Source organism: Pantoea sp. UBA5035 (assembly GCF_002415245.1).
Taxonomy (GTDB): domain Bacteria; phylum Pseudomonadota; class Gammaproteobacteria; order Enterobacterales; family Enterobacteriaceae; genus Pantoea; species Pantoea septica.
The window spans coordinates 1-14686 of the sequence record NZ_DICD01000009.1 but is presented as its reverse complement, the minus strand read 5'-3'; the positions used below and the strand labels follow the sequence as shown (position 1 = coordinate 14686).

16 protein-coding genes are annotated in these 14686 nt (G+C 61.6%); 14 read left to right on the top strand and 2 right to left on the bottom strand.

Annotated features, from left to right (window positions below; translation table 11 throughout):
* The first annotated feature begins 278 nt into the window (after positions 1-278).
* The 9 genes from B3229_RS06290 (at position 279) to B3229_RS06250 (ending at position 8952) form a co-directional block, all read left to right on the top strand.
* Positions 279-884, top strand: coding sequence for a DsrE family protein (locus tag B3229_RS06290; RefSeq protein ID WP_048783923.1), 606 nt, complete (start codon positions 279-281; stop codon positions 882-884).
* A gap of 34 nt (positions 885-918) precedes the next feature.
* Positions 919-1527 (top strand): DsrE family protein, encoded by a 609-nt coding sequence (locus B3229_RS06285; RefSeq protein ID WP_033753830.1) that lies wholly within the window; start codon positions 919-921, stop codon positions 1525-1527.
* A gap of 128 nt (positions 1528-1655) precedes the next feature.
* Positions 1656-2693: a substrate-binding domain-containing protein gene (locus B3229_RS06280; RefSeq protein ID WP_286870144.1), complete on the top strand. Its 1038-nt coding sequence runs from the start codon at positions 1656-1658 to the stop codon at positions 2691-2693.
* Positions 2672-3694: an ABC transporter substrate-binding protein gene (locus B3229_RS06275; RefSeq protein WP_048783921.1), complete on the top strand. Its 1023-nt coding sequence runs from the start codon at positions 2672-2674 to the stop codon at positions 3692-3694. Before B3229_RS06280 ends, B3229_RS06275 begins: the two co-directional genes overlap by 22 nt.
* The gene (locus B3229_RS06270; protein WP_286870143.1) at positions 3694-4566 is read left to right on the top strand and encodes an ABC transporter permease; all 873 of its coding nucleotides are present in this window, start codon (positions 3694-3696) and stop codon (positions 4564-4566) included. Before B3229_RS06275 ends, B3229_RS06270 begins: the two co-directional genes overlap by 1 nt.
* Positions 4563-5378: an ABC transporter permease gene (locus B3229_RS06265; RefSeq protein ID WP_048783917.1), complete on the top strand. Its 816-nt coding sequence runs from the start codon at positions 4563-4565 to the stop codon at positions 5376-5378. Before B3229_RS06270 ends, B3229_RS06265 begins: the two co-directional genes overlap by 4 nt.
* Positions 5375-6364, top strand: coding sequence for an ABC transporter ATP-binding protein (locus B3229_RS06260; RefSeq protein ID WP_048783915.1), 990 nt, complete (start codon positions 5375-5377; stop codon positions 6362-6364). Before B3229_RS06265 ends, B3229_RS06260 begins: the two co-directional genes overlap by 4 nt.
* Before the next feature lie 10 nt (positions 6365-6374).
* Positions 6375-7205: a phosphodiesterase gene (locus B3229_RS06255; RefSeq protein ID WP_286870142.1), complete on the top strand. Its 831-nt coding sequence runs from the start codon at positions 6375-6377 to the stop codon at positions 7203-7205.
* 166 nt (positions 7206-7371) lie between these two features.
* Positions 7372-8952, top strand: a complete 1581-nt coding sequence (locus B3229_RS06250; protein ID WP_048783911.1) for a GGDEF domain-containing protein — start codon at positions 7372-7374, stop codon at positions 8950-8952.
* A gap of 41 nt (positions 8953-8993) precedes the next feature.
* Here B3229_RS06250 and bcp read toward each other — a convergent pair whose 3' ends face one another.
* A complete protein-coding gene (bcp, locus tag B3229_RS06245) occupies positions 8994-9461 on the bottom strand; it encodes a thioredoxin-dependent thiol peroxidase (RefSeq protein WP_033753813.1) in 468 nt (155 codons plus the stop codon).
* 142 nt (positions 9462-9603) lie between these two features.
* Positions 9604-10182, bottom strand: coding sequence for a glycine cleavage system transcriptional repressor (locus B3229_RS06240; RefSeq protein WP_033753810.1), 579 nt, complete (start codon positions 10180-10182; stop codon positions 9604-9606).
* Between the two features lie 143 nt (positions 10183-10325).
* On the opposite strand from B3229_RS06240, the gene dapA reads away from it, so the two are divergent.
* From dapA to B3229_RS06215, 5 genes are all read left to right on the top strand, one after another.
* On the top strand, positions 10326-11204 hold the full coding sequence (dapA, locus tag B3229_RS06235) for a 4-hydroxy-tetrahydrodipicolinate synthase (RefSeq protein ID WP_033753807.1): 879 nt from the start codon (positions 10326-10328) through the stop codon (positions 11202-11204).
* 14 nt (positions 11205-11218) lie between these two features.
* The gene (gene bamC / locus B3229_RS06230; RefSeq protein ID WP_048783909.1) at positions 11219-12250 is read left to right on the top strand and encodes an outer membrane protein assembly factor BamC; all 1032 of its coding nucleotides are present in this window, start codon (positions 11219-11221) and stop codon (positions 12248-12250) included.
* 146 nt (positions 12251-12396) lie between these two features.
* Entirely contained in the window at positions 12397-13110 is a 714-nt protein-coding gene (gene purC, locus B3229_RS06225) for a phosphoribosylaminoimidazolesuccinocarboxamide synthase (protein WP_033753802.1), read from the top strand.
* 124 nt (positions 13111-13234) lie between these two features.
* Positions 13235-14095: a KPN_02809 family neutral zinc metallopeptidase gene (ypfJ, locus tag B3229_RS06220; protein ID WP_033753800.1), complete on the top strand. Its 861-nt coding sequence runs from the start codon at positions 13235-13237 to the stop codon at positions 14093-14095.
* Positions 14095-14686, top strand: a 592-nt coding sequence (locus B3229_RS06215; protein WP_286870141.1) for a tRNA(Met) cytidine acetyltransferase TmcA domain-containing protein, incomplete at its 3' end; no start/stop codon positions are given. The genes ypfJ and B3229_RS06215, both read left to right, overlap by 1 nt.

Below are 14686 nucleotides of genomic sequence, written 5' to 3'. Positions count from 1 at the left end.
CGCTTCTCCGGGAAATATAAATAGCTGGTACGTTATTCAGAGAGATGGATTTTATATAGCGCCATTCCCTTCTTTAATATCGATCCACTCAAATGCAGACCAATACGCATTTCACCATCGAAAGCGTTCATCAATTAGCTTTATTAATAGTTCCCTTTGAAATTAACGCGCCGCAGGCGGTCAGCGCCGCGCCCTTTTGCCGCGCCGGGGCTGTGGTATAGATAGCTCACCCAATTCGGGATGTGAACCAGCGCTACGCTGTTGTCCGGAGATAATTTATGCGTTCAGCTGTATCTTACGCGCTCATCGCCATTATTGGCGGTGCTGTTGGCGCGGGCGTTACCCAGAGCGGCGCGCTCTATCAAAAAGTCGTTAACCATTTTGCCGCTAAACCCAGCGATCCCGACGGTTTCTGGAGCACGCCCGCCGTCGACGGCTACGGCAAGATCCATTACGAACCGGACGCCGCCTTTAAACCGGTCGCGGGCCTGAGCAATAAGATCGTTTTCCAGATTACCCGCAGCGACGGCGCGATGACCGACGTCAACCTTGGCCTGGAGCGCGTGGCGCGCGTGGTCAATCTCTATGTCGCCTCCGGCGTGCCGGCGGAAGAGCTGAAATTCGTGGTCTCGGTAACGGGCGACGCCACGCCTGCGATGCTGGATAACGCCCACTTCAAACAGTTTTACGGCGTAGACAATCCCAACCTCAAGCTCATCAACGAACTCGATAAGCTGGGCGTGAAGGTCTCCGTCTGCGATCAGTCGGTGGCTTTCCACCATTACCCCAACGACTGGATCGATAAATCGGTCGTCCATGCGCTCTCCAGCCCGACCACGGTCTCAACCCTGGAAAATCAGGGTTACGCATGGCTACAGATGTAATCACACTTCGAAAATAACAAGCAGGAGAATAACGATGCGTCCAGCGGCCTATATTGTGGTGGCGGCGATAGCCGGTTTTATTGGCGGCAATGTGTTACAGCTGCCGGAATTATATGACAAGGTGAGCGGCAAATTTGCCGGTAACACCACACAGCCAGCGGATTTCTGGAGTACGCCTGCAATTGAAGGCTTCGGCAAAATTCACTATGTCGACACGCCCGCTTTTAAACCAGGCACCGTGCCTGGCCTGAGCAATAAAATCGTTTTCCAGATTAACCGTAATGAAGGCGATATTCGTCAGCCGAATCTCGGGCTGGAGCGCGTCGCCCGCGTGACCAACCTCTATTACGCCGCAGGCGTGCCGCTGGATCAGCTGAAATTCGTAGTGTCGATCAACAGCGACGCGGTGCCAGCGGCGCTGAATAACGATCAGTTCCATAAAGCCTACGGCGTGGATAACCCCAACCTGAAGCTGATCGACGAGCTGAAGAAGGCGGGCGTGCAAGTCTCAATCTGCGACCAGTCGGTGGCCTTCCACAATCTGCAGCGCGACTGGATCGATCAGCGCGTGACCCACACCATCTCCAGCGGCACCACGGTGGCGACGCTGCAAAACGAAGGCTACGCCTTCCTGATGCTTTAAACCCTCTCCCGACAGCGGCCGCGCGCCGCTGTCATCTGTTCGTCATTCCGCTGCGATTGTTCTGTCATACAACCCCTTTACTTTGAGCGCCAATGAGATCGTTCTCATCAGCGCATAAGGGGAGAAAAATGACGGATTTAGTCAGCGTAGCGAAACTGGCGGGCGTCTCGCGCGCCACGGCGGCGCGCGCCTTCTCCGATCCCCATCTGCTGAAAGAGAGCACGCTACAGCGCGTGCTGGCGGCGTCAGACCAGCTCGGCTTCCGTCCTAACCATATTGCGCGCCAGCTGCGCACCCAGAACTCCACCACCCTCGGCGTGCTGCTGCCTTCGCTGCTTAATCCGGTGTTCGCCCAGCAGCTACAGGCGATGGAGCGTCAGGCGCGGCTGGCTGGCTTCGGGCTGTTGGTCGCCACCAGCGACTATCAGGCCGAACGCGAGGCGGCGATTGTCGAGCATATGCTGCGTCAGCGCGTCGCCGGGCTGGTGCTGACGGTAGCCGACGCGGACCGCAGCGCCGTGCTGCCGACGCTGGCCGCCGCGCAGATGCCCTTCGTGCTGGCGCACAACGTGCCGCAGAGCGCCAGCTGGCCGAGCGTATGCGTCGATAACCGGCGCGCGATGGCCGAAGCCGCCGAACATCTGCTGGCGCTGGGCCACTGCCATATCGGCATGGTGACCGGGCCTGTCTGGCAGTCCGATCGCGCCCAGCAGCGCTTCCTTGGCTACTGCGACGCCATGCAGCAGGCCGGTCTGAAACCCTTTCCTTTAATCGAGATGCCGAGCCACACGCGCTCCGACTTTCAGCAGCTGCGGCCGCGCCTGCAGGGCGCGAACCCGCTGACCGCAGTGATTTGTAGTAACGACCTGCTGGCCATCAGCCTGATGGGTGCCGCCGCGCGCGCGGGCGTTCAGGTGCCGACGCAGCTTTCCGTTATGGGCTTCGACGGTATTGAGACCGGCGAGCATCTGACGCCGTCGCTGGCCTCGGTGGTGCAGCCCAGCGATCTGCTCGGCGCCTGCGCCATCGATATGCTTTTACAACACGCCCGCGGCGGATCCCGCATGCTGGCGCACGACCTGCGGTTGGGCGAAAGCATCGCGCCCGCGCCGCGCTCTACCTTTGTCAACACCAGGGAATCCACATGTCAACGCACAACAGAATAAAGAGTTTAACCGCTGCGGCGCTGCTGGCTGCATGCGGCATGGCGAGCCAGGCCGCCCACGCGGCGGACAGCGCCATCTGCTACAACTGCCCGCCGGAGTGGGCGGACTGGGGAACGCAGCTGAAAGCCATCGCGCGCGACACCGGCATCCAGGTGCCGCAGGACAATAAAAACTCCGGCCAGGCGCTGGCGCAGATGGTCGCTGAGCAGGGCAATCCGGTTGCCGACGTGGTTTATTACGGCGTCAGCTTCGGCATCCAGGCGGCGGGCGCCGGCGTTATCGCCGACTACAAACCGGCGCACTGGGATGAGGTGCCAACGGGCATGAAGGATCCTGACGGCAAATGGGTGGCGCTGCACTCCGGCACCATGGGCTTTATGGTCAATGTCGATGCGCTGGGCGGCGCGCCGCTGCCGACATCCTGGGATGATCTGCTGAAGCCGGAATATAAAGGCATGGTGGGCTATCTCGATCCCTCCAGCGCCTTCGTCGGCTACGTCGCCGCCGTGGCGGTTAACCAGGCAAAAGGCGGCACCCTGCAGAATTTCGCGCCGGGGTTGAGCTGGTTCAAAAAGCTGCAGGCCAACCAGCCGATCGTGCCGAAGCAGACCGCCTACGCGCGCCTGATTTCCGGCGAGATCCCCATTCTGCTCGACTACGACTTCAACGCCTATCGCGCGAAATATAAAGACCACGCCAACGTCGCCTTCGTGATCCCGCAAGAGGGCACGGTCACGGTGCCGTACGTCATGAGTCTGGTGAAGAACGCGCCGCACGCCGCCAACGGCAAAAAAGTGATCGACTACGTGCTCTCGGATAAAGGTCAGGCTATCTGGGCTAACGCTTATCTGCGTCCGGTGCGCCCGTCGGCGATGTCCGCCGAGGCGAAGGCGAAGTTCCTGCCTGACAGCGACTATGCTCGCGCCACGACGGTGGATTACCAGCAGATGGCTGATGCGCAGAAAGCCTTCTCCGCCCGCTACCTGAGCGAGATCCGTTAATGTCGCTGCTGGAAACCCGCGGCCGCGCGCCGACGGCCCTGCGCCGTCGGGCGCATCATGGCGCGCGCTGGCCCTGGATGCTGCTGCCTGCGCTGCTGTTTCTCGCGGCCTTCTGGCTGCTGCCTTTCGCGCGTCTGCTGCAGATCGGCCTCTCGCCGGATCGCACCACGCAGCAGAGCGGCTACTGGACGGTGGTGAGCCAGCCGCAGTATCTGCAAAGCCTGCTCAACACCCTGTTGCTGTCGCTGGCGGTGACGCTGATAACGCTGCTGATCGCCGCCGTGGTCGGCTGTTTTCTGGCGCGTCAGCGCTTCGCCGGACGCGGCACGCTGCTGGCGTTGCTGACCTTTCCGCTCGCCTTTCCCGGCGTGGTGGTGGGGTTTCTGGTGGTGATGCTGGCGGGGCGGCAGGGGGTGCTGGCGCAGCTGAGCATGAGCCTGTTCCACGAGCGCTGGACGCTCGCCTACTCGCTCAGCGGCCTCTTTATCGGCTATCTCTACTTCTCGCTGCCGCGCGCTATCGTCACGCTGGTGGCGGCCAGCGAAAAGCTGGATCGTTCGCTGGAAGAGGCGGCGCGATCGCTGGGCGCCAGCCAGTGGCGCATCACCTGGGACGTTATCGTGCCGGGGCTGAAGCCGGCGCTGCTCTCCAGCGGCGCGCTCTGCTTCGCTACCAGCATGGGCGCATTCGGCACCGCCTTTACGCTCGGCACCAGCCTTAGCGTGCTGCCGCTGACCATCTACGGGGAGTTCACTAACTATGCCAATTTCGCCACCGCGGCGGCGCTGTCGGTGGTGATGGGCGCGGTCGCCTGGCTCGGGCTGATGCTGGCGCGTGCGCTGACGCACGCTGGAGGAGAGCAACCATCATGAAACGTCGCGCGCTGTTCTGTCTGCAGGTCGGCGTTACCGCGCTGACGGCGCTGTTTATGATCGTGCCGGTGGTGCTGTCGATGCTGGCGGGCGTCACGGAGAATTACTTTATCGGTCTGCGCAGCGGCCTGACGCTGAAGTGGGTCGATCAGGTGTGGGCGCTCTACGCCGACACCTTCTGGCTGTCGCTGCTGATTGCGCTCTGCTGCCTGGCGATCACCGTCGCGATCGGGCTGCCCGCCGCCTGGGGCCTGCTGAAGGCGCCGCCGCGCTGGGCCGCTCGCATCGAGGAGTGCCTGATGCTGCCGGTGGCGCTGCCGGGCCTCGCCACCGCGCTCGGCATTATTCTGCTTTACGGCCGGTTTAGCGGCCTGCGCGACAGCTGGCTGTTTATCCTGATCGGCCATGTGCTCTTTACGCTGCCCTTTATGATCCGTCCGGTGCTGGCGGTGATGCAGGCGATTCAGCTGCCGCGCCTCGAAGAGGCGGCCGCCAGCCTCGGGGCCGGTTTCTGGCGCCGCTTTTTCACCGTGGTGGTGCCGAACTGCCGCAACGGCATCCTGGCGGGGGCGTTTATGGTGATTACGCTGTCGGTAGGCGAGTTCAACATTACCTGGATGCTGCATACGCCGCTGACCAAAACCCTGCCGGTCGGGCTGGCGGACAGCTACGCCTCAATGCGGCTGGAAGTGGGATCGGCCTATACGCTGATCTTTATCGTCATGATTTTACCGCTGTTGCTGATGCTCAACGCCTGCAATCACTGGCTCGAGCGTCAGGCGACGCGCAACGCCCTTAAGGAGCTGGCATGAATAACGATGCCGTTACCGTCACGCTGCGTCGCTGCGCGCGCCGCTTTCATCAACACACCGCGCTGCACCCGCTCGATCTCACCGTTCACGCTGGCGAAACTCTGGTGCTGCTCGGTCCCTCCGGCTGCGGCAAGACCACCACGCTGCGCATTATCAGCGGTCTGGAAAGCAGCGACGAGGGCGGCGAGGTCTGGTTTGACGATCGCGACGTCACCGCGCTGCCGATCGAGAAGCGCAACGTCGGCATGGTGTTCCAGAACTACGCGCTGTTTCCCAATATGAACGTGGCACAGAACGTCGAGTATGGCCTGAAGGTGCAGGGCGTGGGGCGCGGCGAACGTGAAGCGCGCGTCAAAGAGATGCTGGCGCTGGTGGATCTCAGCGCGCTGGCGAACCGCGCCATCGACAAGCTTTCCGGCGGACAGAAGCAGCGCGTGGCGCTGGCGCGCGCGCTGGCCGCACGGCCGAAAGTACTGCTGTTCGACGAGCCGCTGGCGGCGCTCGACGCCAAACTGCGTGAGCGTTTGCGCATCGAGATCGGCGCGCTGCTGAAAAAGCTCGCCATTACCGCCGTCTACGTGACGCACGATCAGCAGGAGGCGATGGCGCTCGGCGATCGTATCGCGGTGATGGAGCAGGGGCGCATCGCCCAGATCGACACGCCGCAGGCGATTTATCAGCGTCCGGCGACGCGCTTCGTCGCCGATTTCGTCGGCGCCATCAACTGCGTCGAGACCGACGCCCGCGGCGAACCGCGTCAGTTCTGCCGACCAGAAGATATTCTGCTGGCGGACGACAGCCGCTATGCGCGTCACGGCTATATCGTCGGCAACACCTTTTTAGGCGCCGTGCAGCGTTTGCAGATCGATATCGGTCTCGCCGCGCCGATTCAGGTCGAGCGCCATGCGCGGGAGGCCTGGCACGCCGGGCAGCGCGTCACCTGGACGCTGGCGCCGCGCGCCGCGCTCGATTTTACCGGTTATTAAGGAGAGCTCTGTGTCCGACAATCCGACGCTGATTGCGCAGATCAGCGACCTGCATATCAAGGCGAACGGTCGCCTGTCCTATAAAAAAGTCGATACCCAGGCCGCACTGCTGCGCGCCATCGACACCCTTAACGCGCTGCGGCCGCAGCCGGATATGGTGGTGATCACCGGCGATCTGGTCGATTTCGGCACGGTTGAGGAGTATGAGACGCTGCGGCTGGCGCTGCGTCGTCTGCAGCTGCCGTTTCGCCTGATGCCGGGCAACCATGACGATCGTCAGGCGCTGCGCGCGGTGTTTGCCGATCACGCCTGTCTTCAGCACGGCGCCACCCTGAACTGGCAGCTAAAGGTCGGGCCGCTGCAGCTGCTTGCGCTCGACTCCAGCGTGCCGCAGCAGCCCTGGGGCTATGTCGATGAACATCAGCTGACGTGGCTGGAGCAAAACCTGGCGCGTGAACCCGCCGCGCCGACGCTGGTGATGCTGCACCATCCGCCCTTTATCTGCGGCATCGACCATATGGATCGCCAGCGGCTGCGCAACCCCGACGCGCTGGCGATGGTGATCGCCCGGCATCCGCAGGTTGAGCGCGTGCTGTGCGGCCATCTGCATCGCAGCCTGCAAACGCGCTTCGCCGGCACGCTGGCGGTGTGCGCGCCGGGCCTCTCTCACCAGGTGGCCTTTGACCTGCAGCCCGACGGCCCGGCCCATTTCGTGCTGGAGCCGCCAGGCTTTTTGCTGCACCGCTGGCAGCCGGGGCAGGGCATGGTGACGCACCAGTGCGCCATCGGCGACTACTCCGGCCCCTGGCCCTTCTACGATCGGCACGGACTGATCGATTAGCGCCAGGCGTAAATAAACGGTTTCTGAGAATGTCGCGGTGGGAAAGGTGCTCAGGAGGGCGACAGCGTGTACACTTGGCGATTGCCTCACCAGGGCAGATAACCTCCAACAATAACGACATTCTCAGGCCTTTCAGCATGTACTTATCTTTTGCGGCGGGCGCGCTATGTTAATGCGCCTGCGTCCCCGAACCGATCTGCGTACGCTTATCGCGTTGCTCGCTATCGTCAGCATTGTGGTTACGCTGACCAACACGCTCTATGCCACCTGGCGCGTGCAGCGTATGGCGTTGATCGACAGCACGCTGGAGGCGAACCGCGCCTACGCCACCAAGCTCGCCTCCACCACCGAAATCTTTTTCCAGCTGGCGCAGTCGCAGCTGCACTACAGCGCCAGGCTGCTCGGCGAAAACTTTGACGATCCCGCGCTGCTGCGTCAGGAGGTCGATCGCCTGCGCGAGCAGACCAGCAGCTTTAACTCGGTGGCGGTGGTCGACGCCAGCGGCGTGGTAAAGGCTATCTCGCCGGAGTCTCTGATGTTGCAGGGCATGCACCTGACCAGCGATGCGTCGCGCGAAGCGCTCAGCGCGCGGCAGCCCGCCATCAGCAAGCCGACCATTTCGGCGGCCAACAATCTGATTATCTTCGTCTCCTGGCCGATCTGGAGCCGCGACGGGCACTATCTCGGCTACGTAGGCGGCACCATCTACCTGAAAAAGAAAAGCATCTTAAATACGCTGCTCGGTGAGCAGTACTATCGCGACGGCACCAGCGTCTACGTGCTCGACAGCGCCAGTCAGGTGCTCTATCACCAGAACGGGCAGCTGATTGGCAAAACTCTGCCTGCGCTGCTGAGCGGCCGCGACGAAAACAGCAACGGCTCGCTGCAGCTGCAGACGGCGGGCGAACCGCCGCGCCTTGCCGGATACGCCATGGTGCCGACCACCGGCTGGACGGTGGTGGCGCTGAAGCCGACCGCGGTAACGCTGGAGCCGCTCACCGGTCTGCTGATGCAGGTGCTGAAGCACTCGGTGCCTTTTGCGCTGCTGACGCTGCTGGTGGCGGTGGTGCTGGCGCGGCTGATCGCGCTGCCGCTCTGGCAGCTGGCGCGTAAGGCGCGCCAGATGGATGCGCCCGGCGTCTCGCTGGAGCTCGGCATGATTCATGCCTGGTACTTTGAGGCGGCGCAGGTGAAGCGCGCGCTGCTGACCGGCATCGGGCTGGTGCAGGACAAGATCGGCCGCCTGAAGTCAGAGGTGCAGACCGATCCGCTGACGCAGCTCCTCAACCGGCGCGGGCTCAGCGCGGTGCTCGACTTCTATCAGACGATGCGTCAGCCGTTCGCCGTGCTGGCGCTGGATATCGATCACTTTAAGCGGGTCAACGATAGCTGGGGACACGATGTCGGCGATCGCGTGATCAAGCAGGTAGCGGAGACGTTAAGCGCCAGCGCGCGTCAGAGCGACGTGGTGTGCCGCAGCGGCGGAGAGGAGTTTCTGATGCTGCTGCCAGTGACCGATATTGATGAGGCGAGCCGCCTCGCCGAGCGCATACGCGCCAGCATCGCCGCCGCGTCGATAGCCGACGTCGGCGCCATTACCCTTTCCGTCGGCGTCGCGGCCTGGCAGGATGAGGCGATACCGCTGGAGCAGAGTTTGAAACAGGCTGATGCCGCGCTCTATCAGGCCAAGCATGACGGACGCAACTGCGTGCGGGTGGCGGAGGCGTCGAAGAGCCTGGCGCCGTAGAGAAGAGACGGGATGCGGCGCAGGGCCGCATCCGCGCCGCGTTACGCCGACTTCAGATAATCCATCACGATGTCGTGATGGTTAGAGGTTTTGAAGTCGTCGAACACTTTTTCGATAGTGCCGTCGACGCCCACCAGGAAGCTGATACGGTGGATGCCGTCATAGGTTTTGCCCATAAAGGTCTTTTCGCCCCAGACGCCGAAGGCGGAGCAGACCTGATGATCTTCGTCAGAGAGCAGCGTAAAGTTCAGCAGCTCTTTTTCGGCGAAGCGCGACAGCTTTTCAGGCTTGTCGGTGCTGATGCCGAGCACTTCCACGCCCGCTTTCTTCAGCTCATCCATATTGTCGCGCAGGCCGCAGGCCTGCACGGTGCATCCCGGCGTCATCGCTTTCGGGTAGAAATAGACCAGAACGCGCTGTCCCTGGAAGTCGGTTAAATTTACCTGTTCGCCATCCTGGTCGGGCAAGCTAAATTTCGGTGCGGTATCACCGGCTTTCAGTGGATTCATCACTACTCTCCATTTTTTCTTTATGCTGTGGGCGACCTGACGTCTGACGAACCGCGTCAGGCGAAAAGCCGCCATCAGGGGATATTGCGCCACATAGCCAGACAACAGTGATGTGGAGGAATAGCCCCGGTTTGTTTACAGCTTAGCGTGAACCCTGCAGCGTCGCCGCATCGTCGTCGGCCAGGCTGTAGAAACGCAGCGTACCGTCGGCGTTGAGTTCGCGGCACAGGGCGTAAAACGCCTGCTCAAACTGAGAGTCGCCGACGCCCGCCGGACTGTGCGCGGTAATTTGAATATAGAGCGTCGGCGTCTGATCCGCCTGACCCGGCTTGATGCGCGATCCCAGTTCAGCGATGTTCATCGCATGTTTGTCGAACAGATCGGTAAAGCGCTCAATCAGGTGGGGCGAATCCGGCACCTCGACCTGCACCCACACCGTCGCCGGCATCGGCGGACGCATTCTGGCGCTGGTGCGCTTCATGACGATCAGCAGCTCCAGCTCCGCGCCTTTCAGCGGCAGCGTCGATTCAATCAGCGCGATGGCGTTCCAGCTGCCGGAGAGCAGCATAATAAAGGTGAACTCATCCCCGAGCATGGCGAGACGGCTGTCTTCGATATTGCATCCGCAGCTGCTGACGTGACGGGTAATGGTATTGACGATACCCGGACGGTCAACACCCAGTGCGGTGATCACCAAATGGTGGGGCTGAGACTGCGGCAAAGTGGGATTTCCTGTTCATTCGCTAATAACTATAAGGTAAACATAAAAAAAACTGCTGACAAGCGCAGGAGGGACGTGGCCTGCTTGCTTTTCAACAGAAGTAAAACGTACCATGAAGCACTTGTTTGTCGAGGGGATCGCCAATGTTCACGGGAAGTATTGTTGCACTCGTTACGCCAATGGATGACAAAGGTAATGTCTGCCGTGCGAGTCTGAAAAAACTAATTGATTATCACGTCGCCAGCGGCACCGCGGCGATCGTCTCCGTCGGCACCACCGGCGAATCCGCGACCCTGAGCCATGAAGAGCATGGCGACGTAGTGATGCTGACGCTCGATCTGGCGGATGGCCGTATTCCGGTGATCGCCGGCACCGGCGCCAACGCCACCGCAGAAGGCATCTCTCTCACCAAACGCTTCGAAAACAGCGGCGTAGTCGGCTGCCTGACCGTGACGCCCTATTATAACCGTCCGACGCAGGAAGGGCTGTTCCAGCACTTTAAAGCGATCGCGGAAAGCACGGCGCTGCCGCAAATGTTATACAACGTCCCCTCACGCACCGGCTGCGACATGCTGCCGGAAACCGTCGCGCGCCTGGCTGAAATCAAAAATATTATCGGAATCAAAGAGGCGACCGGGAACTTATCGCGCGTTAGCCAGATCCAAGCACTGGTCGATGAGGCCTTTATAATCGTCAGTGGCGACGACGCCAGCGCGCTGGACCTGATGCAGCTGGGCGGCAAGGGCGTTATCTCGGTCACGGCCAACATCGCGGCGCGTGAAATGGCTGAGCTGTGCGCGCTGGCGCAACAGGGCAACTTCGTCGAGGCGCGTCGTCTGAATCAGCGTCTGATGCATCTGCACCAGACGCTTTTCTGCGAACCCAATCCGATCCCAGTGAAATGGGCGGCGAAACAGTTAGGATTAATCGCCAGTGACACGCTGCGTCTGCCGATGACGCCGCTGAGTTCAGCGGCCATACCAAAAGTTGAGCAGGCGCTGATTAAAGCGGGTTTGCGATAAGTTAGGGAGTTTCAATGAATCATTCTGTAAAGCGCTCAACGGTTGCGACCGTCGTGGCGCTGTCTACTGCGATGCTGTTAACGGCGTGCTCTAGCGATCAGCGTTATAAACGTCAGGTAAGCGGTGACGAGTCCTATTTACAGGCCAGCGAGCTGCACGATCTGCAGGCGCCCGCCGGCATGATCCTGCCGGTAGCGCACGGCGATTACGACGTACCGCATACCGCCGCCAGCGGCAACGTCGGCAAGCAGCTCGACATTCGTCCGCCGGCTCAGCCGCTGGCGCTGGTCAACGGCGCGCGCGCGCAGTTCACCGGCAACACTGGCGTGCTGATGCTGGAAAACAGCCGCGGTGCGGTGTGGTCGCAGGTAACCAAAGTCGTTGAATCGAGCAACTTCCCCATTGCGCAGCGCAACGATGCGCGTCAGCAGCTCACCACCGACTGGGTGCAGTGGAACCGCGCCGACGAAGATAATCAGTATCGCGGCCGCTACGAGATCAGCGTGCAGTCGCAGAGCTATCAGCAGGTGCTGACGGTGCGCCTGCTGGAGCTGCAGCAGGAAGGCAAAGCGGTCACCGCGCCGGTGCAGATCCAGCGCTACACCGCGCAGATGCTCAACGCCATCAGCGCCGGCCTGGATAAAATCGACGTCGCCAGCGAAAACGCGGCGGCGGGCCGCGTCAGCGGCAGCATTGACGTTCAGAGCGGCGCGGACGATACCGGCCTGCCGTTGCTGGTGCTGCGCACGCCGTTCAGCGTCGCCTGGCAGCGTCTGCCGCAGGCGATGCAGCGCGTCGGCATGGAAGTGACCGACAGCAATCGCTCGCAGGGCAGCATGAACGTGACCTACAAGTCGCCGGGCAGCGGCGCGTGGGATGAGGTCGGCGCGAAAGATCCGGAACTGCCGAACGGCGACTATAAAGTGCAGGTCGGCGATCTCGATAACCGCAGCAGCCTGCAGTTTATCGATCCGAAAGGGCATGTGCTCACCCAGTCGCAAAACGATGCGCTGGTGGCCGTGTTCCAGGCGGCCCTCAACAAATAAATCGCCTCAGGGCCGGAGATTCTCCGGCCTTTTTTTTTCGTCTCTGGCATAATAGCGCGCGGCGAAGTAAACGATTGCGTCGCGGCAATCCCCCAGCGGCCCGCCGTCGCAGAACACCCGAAATTTTCAAGTCTGGAGTTAACAAGATGCAAAAGCGAGCTGAGTTGTATCGCGGTAAAGCGAAAACCGTATACAGCACCGACAATCCGGATCTGCTGGTACTCGAGTTCCGCAACGATACGTCAGCAGGCGACGGAGCCCGAATCGAGCAGTTCGATCGCAAAGGAATGGTAAACAACAAGTTCAACCATTTCATCATGACCAAACTGCAGGAAGCGGGCATTCCGACCCAGATGGAAGCGCTGCTCTCCGATAACGAAGCGCTGGTGAAAAAGCTGGAGATGGTGCCGGTCGAGTGCGTGGTGCGCAACCGCGCGGCTGGCTCGCTGGTAAAACGTCTCGGCGTGGAAGAGGGCATGATCCTCAATCCGCCGCTGTTCGATCTGTTTCTCAAAGACGACGCTAAGCACGACCCGATGGTTAATGAATCCTACTGCGAAACCTTCGGCTGGGTAAGTAAAGCGAACCTGGCACGTATGCAGGAGCTGACCTTTAAAGCCAACGAAGTGCTGAGCAAACTGTTTGACGACGCGGGCCTGATCCTGGTCGATTTCAAACTGGAGTTCGGCCTGTTTAAAGGCGAAGTGGTGCTGGGCGACGAATTTTCGCCGGACGGCGCGCGCCTGTGGGACAAGCAGACGATGGATAAAATGGACAAAGATCGTTTTCGCCAGAGCCTGGGCGGCCTGATCGAAGCCTATGAAGAGGTGGCGCAGCGTCTGGGCGTTAAGCTCGACTAAGCTAATCGCTTGCCAGACAGAGAAAGGAGAGCCGCGGCTCTCCTTTTTCATTTGGCCGCAAGGCTGGTAGTTGTCTCCTCGCGCAACTAAAATCACGGGAAACTATCTCAATCAGGAGCAGATTATGCGCTGGCAAGGACGTCGCGAGAGCGACAATGTAGAAGACCGTCGAGATCAAAGCCCAGCTTACGGTGGCGGCGGACGTCAGATTCGTATTCCACGCGGAAAGGGCGGCATTATTCTGTTAGTCGTGGTCGCGGTTGCCGGCTATTACGGTTACGACCTGACGGGGCTGCTGACCGGCGGCGATGTCGCCCCCACCAGCCAGCAGCAGCGCGTCAGCACCAATGACGACGAAGCGGCGAAATTCACCCGCGTGATCCTGGCCTCCACGGAAGATACCTGGAGCAAACTGTTCCAGCAGATGGGCAAAGAGTACACCGCGCCGACGCTGGTGATGTACCGCGGCGCGACCCAGACCCGTTGCGGCACCGGCCAGACGGCGATGGGCCCCTTCTACTGCCCGGCGGATCGACGCGTCTATATCGATCTTTCATTCTACGACGAGATGAAAAACAAGCTCGGCGCGGGCGGCGAGTTCGCGCAGGGCTACGTAGTCGCGCATGAGGTGGGACACCACGTGCAGAATCTGCTCGGCATCGAACCGAAAGTGCGCGAAATGCAGCAGGGCGCGAGCCAGACGCAAATCAACCATCTGTCGGTGAAAATGGAGCTGCAGGCGGACTGCTTCGCTGGCGTCTGGGGCCACTACGTTAGCAAAGATAACTGGCTGGAAACCGGCGACCTGCAGCAGGCGCTGGATGCAGCGCAGGCGATCGGCGATGACCGTCTGCAGCAGCGCAGTCAGGGACGCGTGGTGCCCGACAGCTTTACCCACGGCACCTCGGAGCAGCGCTACACCTGGTTTAAACGCGGATTCGACAGCGGCGATCCGGGACAGTGCAACACTTTCGCTGCTAACTGATGTCGCCTGAGCAGCTCAGCCGCCAGATGCAGCAGGCAGGCGTCAGGCGGCTTTGCGCCATTAGCGGCGACGCAGAGTGGTCTCTGGCGCGCGCCGACGAGTGGCGCGCTGGCTTGCCGGGCGACTGGCTGGTTGTGGGCGACGCGCCGATCGCGGGGTTGCCGCACTGCGCGCCATCGGCGCTGCGCACGCTGCTGGGCCGCGAATTCACCCACGCTATTTTCGACGCGCGCCGCGGTTTCCACGCCGAGGCGTTCGCCGCGCTGGCTGGCACGCTGCGCGCCGGAAGCTGGCTGCTGCTGCTGACGCCGCCGTGGCCGCGCTGGGCGCAACAGCCTGACGAGGACAGCCTGCGCTGGGCCAACGTCGCCGAACCGCTCCCGACGCCGCACTTTGTGCGGCATCTACAGGCGAGTTTGCTTGCCGATCCCGCCGTGGCGCTGCTGCGTCAGGACGCGCCGCCGCGTATCTCGCCGCTGGCGCCGCTGCCGCGCTGGCAGTGTCGCGCGCCGGAGCAGCAGCAGGCGATTGTTCATCAGCTGCTGACGATGGCGTCAGGCGTCGCGGTGCTTACTGCGCCGCGCGGACGCG